Here is a 14,325-nt window from a genome sequence, read left to right as displayed (position 1 = left end):
ACCTGGTTCACCCTTGGGTGTGCCCCGGCGCACACGTGATCCACCCTCCTACCGCCTTCCCCCGGGTTTCTGACATAAGCGGCCCCTCAGCGGCGGCGCAGTCGCAGCGCTATGAAGCCGAACCCGAGGCCGATCAGGGCGAAGCCGGTGCCGAGCGGCAGTATGTCGAACACCGGGCCACCGGGGCGGCGGGCAGCCTGACCTGCGCCGAGGACGGCGGAGCCGGTGGGCGAGGCGCTGGGGGCGACTGGCTGCGAGGGCTGCGGTGCGGGCGGGTCCATGGTCCTGGTGACGTGCGGACGCACGTCCCCCGCCTGCGGTGGGTCCTCCTCGTCCTGCCACGGGTCGAGGGCGCCGTCCTGCCACGGGTCCGGCAGCATCGCGGCGTCGGCCGCCGATCCGTCCCGCTCGGACCGCTGGGGCCGGCGGGGCTGGTGCGGCGGCCGGGGTATGTGCCCTGGCCGCGGCGGGTGGGCGGGGGCGCGGTCACGCGGTGCGGCGTCGGGTGTCCGATGCTGGGGTTCGGCGGGATGCGCGGGCGCCGGTACGCCGAGTTCCGGCTGGTCGGCGCCGCGCCCCGGATGCCTGCGGCCTTCGCCCGCCCTGGTCCCGGCCAGCCCGCCGGGCTTCGGTCGCGCCGTCGAGAGGCGGTGCGGGGCGCGCGGCGCGGTGTGGGTCACGGAGCCGGGCTGCGGCTGCCGTATGTGGTGTACGCGGCTGCGGTGTATGCAGCCGTGGTGTATGCGGTGCGAGTGCGCGGCGGCGGGCGGCGCGTGCACTGCGAAGGACATCAGCGTGGCCGATACGGCGATGGCGAGACCCGCTGCCCTGCCGGGCGCGTACCGGTTTCGGGCTGCTGACGTCACGGCACGGCACCTCCGCCTTCCATGGCTGAATCGTCCGGTGCCTTCAGCGTTACATAGAGCAACAATCCCGGCATCTCGGGCAGACGGCGGATGATGGACGCGCGAAGGGGGCGCCGGAACTCCTCCGTCGCCCCCTTCGCCACGGACCCGCTCAGACGACGAGTACGACCTTGCCCACGTGCTCGCTCGCCTCGACCACCCGGTGCGCCTGCGCCGCTTCGCGCATCGGGAGGGTGCGGTCCACAATCGGCCTGACCCGGCCGCTCTCGATCAGCGGCCAGACATGTTCGCGCACCGCCGCGATGATCGCCGCCTTCTCGTCGAGCGGGCGGCCGCGCAGCGATGTGGCCATCACCGCGGCGCGCTTGCCCAGCAGCTTGCCGAGGTCCAACTCGGCCTTCGTGCCGCCCTGTAGGCCGATGATGGCAAGACGGCCGTTGACCGCCAGCGCGTCCACGTTCCGGCTGAGGTACTTGGCGCCGACGATGTCGAGAATGACGTCCGCGCCAGTGCCGTCGGTGGCCGTGCGCAGTTCCTCGACGAAGTCCTGCTCCCGGTAGTTGATCAGGACATCCGCGCCCAACTCGCGGCAGCGCTCCAGCTTCTGCTGTCCCGAGGCCGTCACGGCGACCCGGGCGCCGACCGCCTTGGCGAGCTGGACCGCCATGGTGCCGATACCGCTCGCACCGCCGTGCACCAACAGCGTCTCGCCCGGCCGCAGATGGGCGATCATGAAGACGTTGGACCACACCGTCGCGGCGACCTCGGGCAGCGCGGCCGCCTCCACGAGGTCAACACCTCTGGGGACGGGGAGCAGTTGGCCCGCCGGGACGGCCACCCGATGCGCGTAGCCGCCGCCCGAGAGCAGCGCACACACCTCGTCGCCGACCGACCAGCCGGAGACGCCCGGGCCGAGCGCCGAGATCCGCCCCGAGCACTCCAGACCCGGGTACGGGGGAGCGCCGGGCGGCGGATCGTAGAAGCCCTGACGCTGCAGCAGATCGGCGCGGTTGACGGCACTGGCCACCACATCGACCAGCACCTCGCCCTCGCCTGGTTCGGGGTCGGGGACCTCGGCCCACACCAGGGCCTCCGGACCGCCGGGGTCGGGAATCGTGATCGCGTACATGAGCGCGAGGCTACTCCGCGCGCCCCTTCGCATCAGCGACCATGGGACCGCGGCGCAAGGCACCGCCGACACCGCGGAACGCCCGATACGCCACCGCCGCCGCGGCTCCCCCACGCACCCGACGTACCCGAGATGACAGACCCTCGGCCGAGGAACGGCAGAGCACCCCGACTGCGGTCGCCGCGGAACGCTGCCGCCACCGACGCCGATGCGGATGCCGCCACCGCTGCCGCCCTGGACCCCGCGGCCGGCGGCCATGTGCTGCTGCCCGCCGAAGCCGCGGTGGCGCCGTTGCGGCAGGTGGGCCGGCGTCTGGCGATCGCCGCCGCGGTGCTGGTCGCGACGGCGTTCATCGTCCACGCGGACCGCGAGGGCTACCACGACAACGCGGGCGGCGGGGTCGGCGTGCGGTCGGCTAGTCCCAGTCGAGGTCCAGGACGGCGACCTCGGTTCCGGCCGATGCCGCACCACCGGGCGTGATCACCGCCATCGCGTCCGCCGCCGCGAGACCGCGCAGCATCGCGGGACCGTGGAAGCGCAGCGGTTCGGCCGTGTTCGTCCGCTCGTTGAGCGCGACCGGCACCAGCCGGGTGTCCGTGGGATGTCCGGGAACGCCATCGGTCAACACGGCGCGCCGCGTGGCGGGTTCCGGGCGTCCGCCGAGCGTCCGCAGGACGGGCGCGACGAGTGTCAGCACACCGGACACCGCGGCGAGCGGATTGCCCGGCAGCCCGACGAACGGCCGCCCGCCGGTGAGTTGGGCCACCAGCATCGGATGTCCTGGGCGCACCGCGACGCCGTCCACCAGCAGGCGCGCGCCAAGTCGGCGCAGCACGGGGTGGACGAAGTCGACCGGTCCCGACGCCGTGCCCCCGGTGGTGACCACCAGGTCGGCCTCGCTGTCGCTCACGGCCCGGTACAGCAGCTCCGGGTCATCGCCCAGCCTCCGTACGGCACCGACCTCACCGCCGAGTCGGCGCAGCCAGGGCGCGAGCAGCGGACCGAGCGCGTCCCTCACCCGGCCGTCGCGCGGCAGACCGTGCCACAGCAACTCGTCACCGAGTACGAGGAGATCCACCCGGGGCCGCGGGACGACGCGCAGCTCGTCGTATCCGGCCGCCGCCGCCAGCCCGAGGACCGCCGCGGTGACAGCGCTGCCGGACGGCAGCAGCCGGTCGCCCGCGCGGCACTCCTGACCGCGCGGCCGCACGTCCTGACCGGGAACCGGCGGCCGCGCGACCGTGAGGTGCGGCCGTTCGGGACCGGCGCGGTGCGGGGAGGTCGACTGGGGAGTGGTGGGGTCCTGGGCGATACGCCCGTGTTCCCTGCGTATGACGGCGGTCGCCCCGGGCGGAACCGCGGCTCCCGTGGCGATGCGGACCGCTTGGCCGTTCAGCAGTGCGGGGTGCGGGCGCTGTCCGGCCAGCGCCTCGCCGACCACCTGCCAGGGCCCGGGACCGGCGACCGCCCAGCCGTCCATCGCCGAGGTGTCGAACGCGGGCAGATCCGTCAACGCCTCCAGCGGCCCGTCCAGCACGCCGCCCACCGCGTCGTCCAGCGACCGCCGCACCGCGGCCAGCCGCCGCCCCGCGCCCCGCGCGACGCGACACGCCTCGGTCCAGGGCAGAGCGACATCGGGTGCGGCGCCCTCACGGGGGTCGGTCGCCTCGGAGGCGGGGACGGCGCCCTCACGGGGGTCGGTCACATCGGAGACCGAGGCGGCGCCCACGCGAGCATCGGCCACATCGGAGGCGGGGACTGCACCCTCACGGGGGCCGGTCGCCTCGGAGGCCGCGGGAGCCGGGTCACATCCGCAGGCATCGGCCACATCGCAGGCGGAGGCGGCACCCTCACGGGGGTCGGTCGCCTCGCAGGCGGAGGCGGCACCCTCACGGGGGTCGGTCGCCTCGCAGGCGGAGGCGGCGCCCTCACGGGGGTCGGTCGCCTCGGAGGCGGGGGCGGCGCCCTCGCGGGGGTTGGTCGTCCGGTGGCCGGATGCGGCGAAGGGGGTCATCGGGCGGACGTTCCCGCCCCGTGCTCACCCGAGCCGCCGTCGGCCGCGGTGCCCCCGGGGTTCTCGCCGACCCCGGCGTTCCCGGTGCTCTCCGCGGCCCAACGCCGGGCGAGCTCCGCGGCCTTGCGGGTGGCCTCCGCCACCGCCTCGGGCCCACCGCCCGCGCCCGCCGCCGCGTATCCGACCAGGAACGTCGTCAGCGGTGCGGCCGGGCGGGCCACTCCGTGCGCGGCGTCGCGCGCGAGGTCGAGCAGGGTCGCGGTGTCGACATCGAGGTCGATACCGAGTTCGGCCTTGGCCGCGGCAATCCATTCGTCCAGCACATGTCCATGCTCCCTGATCCGCGCGCGGGCGGTATCCAGGGCATCCCAGGTGTCGCAGTCGAAGGAGGCCAGGCCGCCCGGGTCGGGTAGCCGCCGCAGTTCCAGCCGGGCGGTGAGCCGCCGCAGCGGCAGGCCGTCCAAAGCGCCGCGCTCCTCCACCAGCAGGTCGAGTTCGCGGCGCAGCCCGGCCGCGCGGTACGCGGCGACCAGTGGGTTCTCGATGCCCTCCGGGTCCACCAGCACGGCACCGTCGGCATCGGCGGATACCGCGTCGAGCAGTGCGGCCACCGTCGCCGGGGTGAGGAACGGCAGGTCGGCGGCGAGGACGAGGACCAGCTCCGCCGAGGTGTGCCGGAGCCCCGCCGCCAAGGCGGGCAGCGGACCGCCGCCGGGCGGGCTCTCCCGGGTCCACCGAACCGGCCGCAGGGTGTGGCGGCGCGGCCCCACGACGACCGTGGCGCCCGCGCCCGCGCAGGCGTCGAGCACGCGGTCGAGCAGAGTCGTACCGCCCACCCGAAGGGCCGGTTTGTCGGCCCCGCCCAACCGTCGCGCGGCGCCCCCGGCGAGCACGACGGCGTCGTATCCGGTCCTGATCCCCATGCCCGCGAGTATGCCCCGCCGCCCCCACAGGGGGTGTGGGCTTGCCCCCGAAAGCGGGGGCCTGGCCCAGAAGGATCCCGCCGCAACAGCGAGCAACCCCCACGGCCGAGCCCCCGGCGCCGAACCACCCGTCTCCGCCCCCCAGAGCGGCCCCGCGGCCTACACGCCGCGCAGCAGCACCGCGGGCTGCTCCACACAGTCCGCGACGAAGCGCAGGAAGCCGCCGGACGTTCCGCCGTCGCAGACCCGGTGATCGAAGGTGAAGGACAGTTGGACGACCTGCCGTACCGCCAACTCGCCTTCATGAACCCACGGTTTGGCCGCTATTCGCCCGACGCCGAGCATCGCCGCCTCGGGGTGGTTGATGATCGGCGTGGAGCCGTCGACCCCGAACACCCCGTAGTTGTTGAGCGTGAAGGTGCCTCCGGTGAGTTCGGCGGGGCTGAGCGTGCCCGCGCGGGCCGCCTCGGTGAGGCGGGCGATCTCCGCCGCCAGCTCTTCGGTCGTCCGGGCGTGGGCGTCCCTGATCACCGGTACGACCAGGCCGCGGTCGGTCTGCGCGGCGAATCCGAGATGCACGGCCGGCAGCCGCACTATCTCGTTGCGCTCGGTGTCCACCCTGGCGTTGAGCTCGGGGTAGCGGGCCAGCGCCGCGGTGCAGATACGGGCCAGCAGCGCCAGCACCGACACTTTCCGGGCACCGCTGGCGGCGTTCATCGCGGCCCGCACCGCCAGCAGCTCCGTGGCGTCGGCGTCCACCCAGGTGGTGGCGTCGGGGATCTCCCGTCGGCTGCGGGACAGCTTCTCGGCGACCAGGCCGCGCAGGCCGCGCAACGGCACCCGGGTCTCCGTACCGACGGCCACCGGCGAACCGGCCTGTGTGGCAGACCCGTTGGCGAGGGCGGGGACGGTCGCGGGCTCCGCCGCGGCGATGGCGCGCTCGACGTCCGTGCGCAGTATCAGGCCGTTCTTCCCGGTGCCGCGCAACGTACGCAGATCCAGGCCGTGTTCACGCGCCAGCCGACGGACAAGCGGGGAGACGACGGGCACCGGTCCCTCGGCGACGCCGCCTTCCGCACCGCCTTCCGCACCGTCTTCGGCGCGCACGTCCGCGCCCGGCCGGACCCGGCGCCGGCGCGGAGCCGCGCCGCCCGTCCCGTACCCGACGAGCACGCTCCCGGAACCCGACTCAGCGCCGGAGCCACCGGTCTGGCGCGCGGTGTCCGGAAAGTCCGCGACGGACTCCGGCGCGGCACCCTGACCGTCCACCGCGACCGTCACCAGCGGCTTGCCGACCGGCACTTCGTCACCCGGCTCGCCGAACCGCGCGGTGACCACGCCACCGTAGGGACACGGCACCTCGACCATGGCCTTCGCCGTCTCGACCTCGACCACCGGCTGGTCGACGGCGACCACATCGCCGACCTCGACCAGCCACCGTACGATCTCGGCCTCGGTCAACCCCTCCCCCAGGTCGGGCAGGGTGAACTCCAACACCTGCGGCATCAGTTCGCCTCCCACTGCAAACGGGCCACCGCGTCCAGTACCCGGTCGACACCGGGCAGGTGGTACCGCTCCAGCATCGGCGGCGGATAGGGGATGTCAAAGCCCGCGACGCGCAGCACCGGAGCCGCCAAGTGGTGGAAGCAGCGCTCGGTGATCCGGGCCGCTATCTCCGCGCCCGCCCCGCCGAATCCGCTCGACTCGTGGACGACCACCGCGCGGCCCGTCCTGCGTACCGAGTCGCACACCGTCTCGTCGTCGAACGGGACCAGGCTCCGCAGATCGACGACCTCCAGGTCCCAGCCCTCCTGCCGCCCCGCCTCGGCCGCCTCCAGGCACACCGGCAGCGAGGGGCCGTAGGTGATCAGGGTCGCCGAGCGCCCGGCGCGGCGCACCACGGCCCGCCCCAGCGGCGGCACGCCCTGCGGTGCGTCGGCCGACCAGTCGGCCTTGGACCAGTACAGCCGCTTGGGCTCCAGGAAGACCACGGGGTCATCGGAGGCGATCGAAGCGCGCAGCAGTCCGTAGGCGTCCGCGACGGTCGCCGGGGTGACGACGTGCAGTCCGGGCGTGTGCAGGTAGTACGCCTCCGAGGAGTCGCTGTGGTGCTCGACACCGCCGATCCCGCCGCCGTAGGGAATCCGTATGGTGATCGGCAGCGGCATCGCGCCTCGCGTGCGGTTGCGCATCCTGGCGACATGGCTGATCAGTTGCTCTATCGCCGGATAGGCGAAGGCGTCGAACTGCATCTCCACCACCGGCCGCAGCCCGTACATCGCCATGCCGACCGCGGTGCCCAGGATTCCGGCCTCGGCCAGCGGGGTGTCGGTGACCCGGTCAGGGCCGAACTCCTTGGTGAGGCCGTCGGTGATCCGGAAGACGCCGCCGAGGGTGCCGACGTCCTCGCCGAGGACGTGGACGCTGGCATCGTCCGCAAGGGCGTCATGCAGCGCCTGGCGCAACGCCTGGGCCATGGTGGCCGGTTTGCGCGCGGCGGGCGCGGACGCCGGAGCGGTCGCGGTGCTCATCGGTCCTCCTCGGCATCCAGCTCAGCCCGCAGCTGGGCGGCCTGTTCGCGTAGTTGAGCGGTCTGCTCGGCGTAGACGTGGTCGAACAGCTCCATCGGGTCCAGCACCGGATCTGCGTTCATCTCCTCGCGCAGCCGCGCCGCCAGCGCTTCGGCGCTCTCCGCGACGGCCTTCAGCTCCGCGTCATCGATGAGGTCCCGGTCGCGCAGCTCGCGCTCCAGCAGGTCGATGGGATCGTGCGCGCGCCACTGATCGACCTGTACGGCATCGCGGTAGCGGGTGGCGTCATCGGCGTTGGTGTGGGCGTCTATCCGGTAGGTGACGGCCTCGACCAGCGTGGGACCGCCTCCGGTCCTGGCCCGTTCGATCGCCTCGCTCAGCACCTGGTGCACGGCCGGGGCGTCGTTTCCGTCCACCAGGCGTCCCGGCATCCCGTAGCCGACGGCCTTGTGGGCGAGCGACGGCGCGGCGGTCTGCTTCTCCAGCGGTACCGAGATCGCGAATCCGTTGTTCTGTATCAGGAAGACAACCGGTGCGTGCCATACCGCGGCGAAGTTGAGCGCCTCGTGGAAGTCGCCCTCGCTGGTGCCGCCGTCACCGACGAGCGCGAGCGCCACCGTGTCATCGCCCGCCAGCCGGGCCGCGTGCGCGAGGCCGACCGCATGGGGAAGCTGGGTGGCCAGCGGGGTGCACAGCGGTGCGACATGCCGCGCCCGCGGGTCGTATCCGGTGTGCCAGTCCCCGCGGAGCAGGGTCAGTGCCTGCACCGGGTCGACGCCCCGTGCGACGACCGCGAGGGTGTCCCGGTAACTGGGGAAGAGCCAGTCCTGCGGCCGCAGCGCCAGCGCCGCGGCGACCTGGCAGGCCTCCTGCCCGGTGCTCGACGGATACACCGCCAGCCTGCCCTGCTGGGTGAGGGCGGTCGCCTGCCGGTTGTAGCGGCGGCCGCGCACCAGCTCCTCGTACAACCGGCGCAGCAGTGCGGGGTCGACGTCCCGGGCGGCGGGGGTGCCGAGCAGCCGGTAGGGCTCCGGCTCCGGCAGCAGCGGTGCCGGGTCGATCCGGGGGTGCCAACCGGGCGGCGGAGTATGGCCGGGGCCGGTGGCCTCCGGCGGCGTCTTGGCGGGCCGCGCGGAGCGCTTCGCGGGACCGGCGGCGGCCGGCGACGGTGGGGACAGGTGGGCCATTGCGCACCTCCTCATGGGCGGTGTCCGCGCACCCGCCGAAGGGCGAGTGCCACGCAGGGCGAGTGGGGTTCCACTCGCCTACCGATTGTTCGGTCGTTGGCGGCATTTTGGCCACACTCGCGTTCAGCCTGTGGACAAACGGTTCTCCACACCCTGTGATGGAGGCAGTACGTCCATGGTAGGGAGGCCCGGGGGGATGGCGACTGAACAGATGGCCGAGTTCCAGCAGCCCGCGCGTTCTCTGGACGCCATAGACCGGGCGATCCTGCGCCTGCTCCAGGAGGACGGCAGGGCGTCGATACGCTCCGTGGCCGACCGGGTGCACGTCTCCCGCGCGAACGCGTACGCGCGCATCAACCGCCTGATAGACGACGGGATCATCCGCGGCTTCGCCGCCCGCGTGGATCACGAGCGGGCAGGCCAGGGCGCGTCCGCGTACATCACACTCAAGATCGTCCAGAACTCGTGGCGCACCGTCCGCGAGCAGCTCCTCACCCTGCCGGGCGTCGCGCACATCGCCCTGGTCAGCGGGGACTTCGATGTGCTGATGCTGGTCCACACCGCCGACAACCGCACCCTGCGGGAGCTGGTGCTGACCCGGATCCAGGCCATACCGGAGGTGTTGAGCAGCCGGACACTGCTGGTCTTCGAGGAGACGGACCTGGTCGTGGACGACTACTGCGTGCCCACGGGGAACACGCCGCCAGCGGCTGCCGCCGCCGGGCCGGAGAGCCGCGGCATCAGCCGCAGGCCCGCCGCCCCGCCCGGAGCGGCGCCGCAAGGTGACTCCCGGTAGGCGTACCGCAAGGACGAGTGCGGTACGGGCCCGGCGCTAGGTACGAAGGCCGTCGAAGGCGAGCCGGACCACGGTGTCCGACACCTGGGTGCTGACCGCCGGGCCGTCGCTGGGCGGCCGGTACCACTCCACAATCGAGTTGATCATGCCGAACAGCAGCCGGGTGGCCAGGCGGACGTCGACGTCCGCCCGTAGGTCGCCGTCGGCGACGGCCGCGTTGAGCAACTCCGCCACCCGCTGGTCGAATTCCCGCCGCCGCTCCAACGCCCAGCGCTCCGTGTGGGTGTTCCCGCGGACCCGCAACAGCAAGGTGACGTACGGCAACTCCGCCATCAGGACGTCGGACGTGCGGTGCACGACGTACTCCAGCCGTTCCACGGCGCGGCCCCGGAGCGCCCGCGGCTCCTCCAGGATGCCGAAGAGCCCGTCGAGGGCCCGACCGACCGCGCGCTCCAGCAACTCCTCCTTGCCGCGCACATGGTGGTAGATCGACGACTTGGAGATACCGGCGGCGCGCGACAGATGCTCCATGGATGTCCCGTCGTAGCCGCGCTCGTTGAACACCTCAACGGCGACCGCGAGGAGCGTTTCGGGCGTGTAAGTGTCCCGCTTGGGGTCGGAGGTACCGCGCTGTGCCATGGTCATGATGAGAGCACACCTCCCGGCGACATGCGCCAGCGGCTCAGCGCCACGGACGGCGCGTAGCGGCCGGTGGGGTACCCGCCGTGCAGTTGGTCGAGCACGCCGGCCACCCAGTGCGGGCTCAACCGCTCACCCCACTCCAGGGGTCCGAGCGGGTAGTTGACCCCGAGCCGCATGGCGGTGTCGATGTCGGCGGCCGAGGTGACGCCCCTGGCGACGGCGTCCGCCGCGAAGTCGACCAGCATCGCCACGGTGCGGGCGACGATCAGCCCGGGGGTGTCACGAACCACGCTGACCTGCTTGCCGAGCGCCTGGAAGAGGCCGATCGCCGCCGCCACGGCCTCCGGCGCCGCGCCCTTCGCGGGGGCCACCGCGATCCGGGTCGCGGCCCGGTAGTCCAACGCGAGGTCGTACTGAACGGTGTCCGCGCCATGACTCGCCGCGAGCGAACCGTCCGCGAGCATCAGCTGCCCGGATCCGGGCAGCGCGAGGAAGCCGTAGCGGCCGACGCCCGAGCGGCGGACCGGGATGCCCGCCTCCTCGATCAGCCGGACCAACTCGCGCGCCGGGCCCGGGCCGTCGGTGAAGGCCACCGACTCCGGCGGGTCGCTCGGCGGCGCGGTGTGCGGTACCGGCTGCTCCGCCTGCGGTTCGTAACGGAACCAGCCGCGGCCGGACTTGCGGCCGTGCAGCCCGGATTCGACGAGACGGCGCTGGGCGAGCGAGGGAGTGAACTTCGGGTCCTGGAAGAAGGATTCCCAAACCGACCTGGTCACCGCTTCGTTGACGTCCTGGCCGATCAGGTCGGTGAGCTCGAACGGGCCCATGCGGAAGCCGCCGCACTCGCGGAGCACCGCGTCGATGGTGGCCGGATCGGCCGCGCGCTCCTCGTAGAGGCGGAACGCTTCCGCGTAGAAGGGGCGGGCGATCCGGTTGACGATGAAGCCGGGGGTGTCGGTGCAGCGCACCGGCGTCTTGCTCCAGCCCGCCGCCGTGTCGTACGCGAAGTCGGCCACCGCCGGGTCGGTGGCGTGCCCGGAGACGACCTCGACCAGCGGAAGCAGCGGTGCCGGGTTGAAGAAGTGCAGGCCGACGAAGCGGCCGGGCGCCCGCAGTGCGCCCGCGATGGCGGTGACGGACAGCGATGAGGTGTTGGTCGCCAGCACGCAGCCGTCCGCGACGACCGCTTCGAGGTCGGCGAACAGCCGTTGCTTCACGGACAGGTCCTCGGCGATCGCCTCGATGACCAGACCGGCGGGCGCGAGAGCGTCCAGTTCGCCCACCGGGGTGATCGCGGCGACGGCGGCGTCATGCGCTTCCTTGCCGACCCGGCCCTTTTCCAGCAGCCGGTCGAGCCGGGCGGATATCGCCCCGGCGGCCTGCTCGGCCCGGCCGGGCACCGCGTCGTAGAGCAGCACCGGATGGCCCGCGACCAGCGCGACCTGCGCGATTCCCTGACCCATGGTGCCGGTGCCGACGACGGCGACCGTGGTGCGCGCGACCGGTTTGTTCATCGTCTCCGCTCCCCAGACTTTTCCACAGGACCGAAAGCCCCTCTTGCCCCGACCGACCATTCGGTCAAGACTTGTCCCGCGACACCATATTGCCCGTACCCGCCCCCGTGCCCCAGAGCACGGGAGGGCCCACTCGACGAGGAGTGGCCGAATGGCCGCAGAGCTTTCCGCCGCACAGCTGATCGAACGGCATCGAGCCACTTTGGACAAGGCTCTCCAAGCGATCCGTACTCGTGAGTACTGGTCGCCGTATCCCGAACATCCGAAGGCCTACGGAGACGGCGCCGGGCTGAGCCCGGCCGACGGAAAGGCCGCCTTCGAGGCGGTGCTGGGGCAGCGCTTCGCCCTGGACCAGCCCGGCACGGACGACTGGACGGGCGGCGAAGTCTCCCCGTACGGCATCGAGTTGGCGGTCAGCTATCCGCACCCGGACGTCGACGCCCTGCTGCCCGCGATGCTGGCCGCGATCCCGCGCTGGCGGGACGCCGGAGCCGAGACCCGCGCCATGGTGTGCCTGGAGATCCTGACCCGGATCAACGCGGCCAGCCATGAGTTCGCCCACGCGGTGATGCACACCACCGGCCAGGCGTTCACCATGGCCTTCCAGGCGGGCGGGCCGCACGCGCAGGACCGCGGGCTTGAGGCGGTGGCCTACGCCTACGAGGAGCAGACCCGCGTGCCCGGCGGGGCTGACTGGGTCAAGCCGCAGGGCAAGCGCGATCCGCTGCGGCTGCGGACCACGTTCACCGCCGTGCCGCGCGGGATCGCCCTGCTCATCGGCTGCAACACCTTCCCGACCTGGAACGGCTTCCCCGGCCTGTTCGCCTCCCTGGCGACCGGCAACCCGGTACTGGTCAAGCCGCATCCGCGGGCCGTGCTGCCGCTGGCGCTCACCGTCCGGGTGGCGCGCGAGGTGCTGGCGGAGGCCGGTTTCGACCCGAACCTGGTGTGTCTGGCGGCCGAACGGCCGGACGAGGGGCTCGCCAAGTCGCTCGCCGTCCGGCCGGAGATCCGGATCATCGACTACACCGGTTCGACCGCGTTCGGCGACTGGCTGGAGGCCAACGCCCGGCAGGCACAGGTCTTCACCGAGAAGGCCGGGGTGAACACGGTGGTCATCGACTCCACCGACGACTACCGCGGCATGCTCTCCAATCTCGCGTTCGCCCTGTCGCTCTACAGCGGACAGATGTGCACCACCCCGCAGAACCTGCTGATCCCCCGCGACGGCATCGACACCGACGCCGGGCACAAGGGCTACGACGAGGTGGTGGCCGACCTCGCGGCGGCCGTGCAGGGGCTGCTGGGCGACGACGCCCGAGCCAACGCGCTGCTGGGCGCGATCGTCAACCCCCAGGTGCTGGAGCGGCTTGAGGCCGCACCGTCGCTGGGTTCGGTGGCGCTGCCCTCACGGACCGTGGCACATCCGGAGTTCCCGGACGCCGTGGTTCGCACCCCGGTGATCGTCTCGCTGGACAGCGCGAAGCCGGACGCGGAAGCGGCGTATCTGTCCGAGTGCTTCGGCCCGGTCTCCTTCGCCGTCGCGGTGGACTCCACAGCGGACGCGACCGCGCTGCTGCGCCGCACGATCCGCGAGAAGGGAGCGATGACGGTCGGCGCGTACACCACGTCACCGGAGGTGGAGCGAGCCGTCGAGGAGGTGTGCGTCGAGGAGTCCGCCCAGTTGTCGCTGAACCTGACCGGCGGTGTGTACGTGAACCAGACCGCCGCCTTCGCCGACTTCCACGGCACCGGAGGCAATCCGGCGGCCAACTCGGCGCTGTGCGACGGGGCGTTCGTGGCGAACCGGTTCAGGACCGTGGAGGTGCGCAGGCCGCAGTAGCCGTGGCGCGACGGCTGGCGGGCGACCCCTGCCCGGGGGTCGCCCGGCGGGCGGCGCCAAGTGCCGTCCGCCGGGGCTCGGGGCGGACCGTAGGCTGAGGCCATGAGCGAGGACGAAGCCGTCGCCGCGGCGTGGCGCGAGACCGCCCCCGATGCCGTTCTGCTGGACGGCTTCCACGCGCTGAAGCACGCGCTGCGCTTCGGCGCGGATGTGCGGCTGGTGCTGACGAGCGACATGGCTGCCGTACGGGCACTGTCCGAGAGCTTGGCGAGCGACATCACGGATCGCCTTGGCTCGATCGCCCGGGAGGTTCCAGCGAAAGTCCTGCGGGAGTTGGTGCCGAGAGCCCATCCGACGGGCATCGCGGCTCTCGCCACCAGGCCCAGCACTCAGGCCAATATGGAGACGCTGAACCGGCTGCCCCGTCCCACTCCCATCGTGGTGCTGGACAATCCCCGGAACCTGGGCAATGTCGGCGCCGTCATCCGTCTCGCCGCGGGGTTCGACGCCACGGGAGTCATCACCACCGGCGACGCCGATCCTTGGCACCCCAACGCCGTGCGCGCCAGCGCGGGGCTGCACTTCGCCACCGCCGTCGAACGGCTGGACCCCGCTGGACTTCCGCGGGGCCCGCTGTACGTCCTCGACCCGGAGGGCGAGGACATCCGGTCGACCGTCCTCCCGGACGACGCGCTGCTGGTGTTCGGCTCGGAGCGGCATGGCGTCTCCGCGCAACTCCGCGACCAGGCAACGAAGTTGCTCGCGGTACCCATGCGCCCCCAGGTGTCCAGCTTCAATCTGGCCACCAGCGTCGCCATGGGCCTGTTCCACTGGATGTCGACGACTCGGCACCCGTCACCGCGGGCCGGCGCCTAGCACC

13 protein-coding genes are annotated in these 14,325 nt (G+C 72.7%); 4 read left to right on the top strand and 9 right to left on the bottom strand.

Features of this window, described 5'->3' with window-relative positions; all coding sequences use genetic code 11:
* Nucleotides 1-86 precede the first annotated feature (86 nt).
* Together P2L57_RS35310 and P2L57_RS35305 are read right to left on the bottom strand one after the other, a co-directional pair.
* Nucleotides 87-866 (bottom strand): chromosomal replication initiator protein DnaA, encoded by a 780-nt coding sequence (locus P2L57_RS35310; RefSeq protein ID WP_275821756.1) that lies wholly within the window; start codon nt 864-866, stop codon nt 87-89.
* Nucleotides 867-1,017: 151 nt separating this feature from the next.
* Complete coding sequence (locus tag P2L57_RS35305) at nt 1,018-1,995, bottom strand: NAD(P)H-quinone oxidoreductase (protein WP_275821754.1); 978 nt, start codon at nt 1,993-1,995, stop codon at nt 1,018-1,020.
* Between the two features lie 132 nt (nt 1,996-2,127).
* On the opposite strand from P2L57_RS35305, the gene P2L57_RS35300 reads away from it, so the two are divergent.
* Entirely contained in the window at nt 2,128-2,475 is a 348-nt protein-coding gene (locus P2L57_RS35300; RefSeq protein WP_275821752.1) for a hypothetical protein, read from the top strand.
* Here P2L57_RS35300 and P2L57_RS35295 read toward each other — a convergent pair.
* The 5 genes from P2L57_RS35295 to pdhA all read right to left on the bottom strand — a co-directional run bounded on the left by P2L57_RS35295 (nt 2,411) and on the right by pdhA (nt 8,650).
* The gene (locus P2L57_RS35295; RefSeq protein WP_275821750.1) at nt 2,411-4,009 is read right to left on the bottom strand and encodes a molybdopterin-binding protein; all 1,599 of its coding nucleotides are present in this window, start codon (nt 4,007-4,009) and stop codon (nt 2,411-2,413) included. The genes P2L57_RS35300 and P2L57_RS35295 overlap by 65 nt on opposite strands.
* A complete protein-coding gene (locus P2L57_RS35290) occupies nt 4,006-4,932 on the bottom strand; it encodes an NTP transferase domain-containing protein (protein ID WP_275821748.1) in 927 nt (308 codons plus the stop codon). Before P2L57_RS35290 ends, P2L57_RS35295 begins: the two co-directional genes overlap by 4 nt.
* A gap of 159 nt (nt 4,933-5,091) precedes the next feature.
* Nucleotides 5,092-6,438, bottom strand: a complete 1,347-nt coding sequence (locus P2L57_RS35285; RefSeq protein WP_275821746.1) for a dihydrolipoamide acetyltransferase family protein — start codon at nt 6,436-6,438, stop codon at nt 5,092-5,094.
* The gene (locus tag P2L57_RS35280; RefSeq protein ID WP_275821744.1) at nt 6,438-7,463 is read right to left on the bottom strand and encodes an alpha-ketoacid dehydrogenase subunit beta; all 1,026 of its coding nucleotides are present in this window, start codon (nt 7,461-7,463) and stop codon (nt 6,438-6,440) included. The genes P2L57_RS35285 and P2L57_RS35280 overlap by 1 nt, the downstream gene beginning before the upstream one ends.
* Nucleotides 7,460-8,650: a pyruvate dehydrogenase (acetyl-transferring) E1 component subunit alpha gene (pdhA, locus tag P2L57_RS35275; RefSeq protein WP_275821742.1), complete on the bottom strand. Its 1,191-nt coding sequence runs from the start codon at nt 8,648-8,650 to the stop codon at nt 7,460-7,462. The genes P2L57_RS35280 and pdhA overlap by 4 nt, the downstream gene beginning before the upstream one ends.
* Before the next feature lie 196 nt (nt 8,651-8,846).
* On the opposite strand from pdhA, the gene P2L57_RS35270 reads away from it, so the two are divergent.
* Nucleotides 8,847-9,446, top strand: coding sequence for an Lrp/AsnC family transcriptional regulator (locus tag P2L57_RS35270; protein WP_275821740.1), 600 nt, complete (start codon nt 8,847-8,849; stop codon nt 9,444-9,446).
* A gap of 36 nt (nt 9,447-9,482) precedes the next feature.
* Here P2L57_RS35270 and P2L57_RS35265 read toward each other — a convergent pair whose 3' ends face one another.
* Nucleotides 9,483-10,085: a TetR/AcrR family transcriptional regulator gene (locus P2L57_RS35265; RefSeq protein WP_275821813.1), complete on the bottom strand. Its 603-nt coding sequence runs from the start codon at nt 10,083-10,085 to the stop codon at nt 9,483-9,485.
* Nucleotides 10,086-10,087: 2 nt separating this feature from the next.
* Nucleotides 10,088-11,602, bottom strand: coding sequence for a 3-hydroxyacyl-CoA dehydrogenase (locus P2L57_RS35260; RefSeq protein ID WP_275821738.1), 1,515 nt, complete (start codon nt 11,600-11,602; stop codon nt 10,088-10,090).
* A 151-nt stretch (nt 11,603-11,753) separates the two neighbouring features.
* On the opposite strand from P2L57_RS35260, the gene paaN reads away from it, so the two are divergent.
* Both paaN and P2L57_RS35250 read left to right on the top strand, forming a co-directional pair.
* Nucleotides 11,754-13,445, top strand: coding sequence for a phenylacetic acid degradation protein PaaN (gene paaN / locus P2L57_RS35255; protein ID WP_275821737.1), 1,692 nt, complete (start codon nt 11,754-11,756; stop codon nt 13,443-13,445).
* Between the two features lie 102 nt (nt 13,446-13,547).
* On the top strand, nt 13,548-14,321 hold the full coding sequence (locus P2L57_RS35250; protein ID WP_275821736.1) for a TrmH family RNA methyltransferase: 774 nt from the start codon (nt 13,548-13,550) through the stop codon (nt 14,319-14,321).
* Nucleotides 14,322-14,325: the final 4 nt, after the last annotated feature.

It is taken from the genome of Streptantibioticus ferralitis, from assembly GCF_029223525.1.
In the GTDB taxonomy this organism is placed as follows: Bacteria; Actinomycetota; Actinomycetes; order Streptomycetales; family Streptomycetaceae; genus Streptantibioticus_A; species Streptantibioticus_A ferralitis.
Note: the sequence above shows the minus strand (reverse complement) of the source record. Positions and strands in the feature narration are given on the sequence as shown.